Source organism: Rhodococcus ruber NBRC 15591 (assembly GCF_001894945.1).
GTDB lineage: Bacteria > Actinomycetota > Actinomycetes > Mycobacteriales > Mycobacteriaceae > Rhodococcus > Rhodococcus ruber.
In genome coordinates, this window is record NZ_BCXE01000055.1 from 1 (window position 1) to 870 (window position 870).

At 70.2% G+C, this 870-nt stretch carries 1 protein-coding gene; it reads right to left on the reverse strand.

Annotated elements, in window-relative coordinates; genetic code table 11:
* A partial coding sequence (locus tag RR3_RS24465) for an AMP-binding protein (RefSeq protein ID WP_139278891.1) occupies nt 1-870 on the reverse strand: 870 nt, incomplete at both ends.

Sequence of the window (870 nt, forward strand, 5' to 3'; positions counted from 1 at the left end):
GGGTCGCGGTGCCCGTCCGGGGCCGCGACCACCAACCGCGCCCCCACCTGCAACGGCCAGAAGAACTCCCACACCGACACATCGAACGTGAACGGCGTCTTCTGCAACACCACATCCGCGCCGGTCAGCCCGTACCGCCCCTGCATCCACACCAGACGATTGACGATCGCCGCATGCGAGACCGCCACCCCCTTCGGCCGCCCCGTCGACCCCGACGTGAAGATCACATACGCCGTGTTCGACCCCCGCAGCGGCGCCCGCCGCTCCGCATCGGACACCGGCGCACCCGAGTACCCCGACACATCCAACTCGTCGAGCACCAGAGTGCGGACAGAGCTCTCCCCCGGCACCACGAACCCGTCCCGCGTCGTGGTCAACACCACCACCGGCGCCGCCACCTCGAGGATGTACCCGTTGCGCTCGGCCGGCTGATCCGGATCCAGCGGCACATACCCGCCCCCGGCCTCCACCACCGCATACATCCCCACCAGCAGATCGATCGACCGGCGCATCGCCAACCCCACCAGCGACTCCGGCCCCACCCCCACCGACACCAGATACCGCGCCAACCGCCGCACCCGCCCGGCGAACTCCCCGTACGTCAGCGACACACCGTCGAACGTCACCGCCGGCGCCTGCGGCGACCGCCGCACCTGCTCCTCGAACAACCCCACCAACGTCACCGCCGGCACCGCATGCCCCGTGTCGTTCCACACCTCGAGCACCCGCGACCGCTCCCCCGGCTCGAGGATCTCCAGATCCCCCACCGCCACCGACGGATCGGCCACCACCTCCTCGAGCACCCGCACGAACCGCGCCGCGAACCCCGCCACCGTCGACGCATCGAACAGATCCGTCGCATAGGTGATC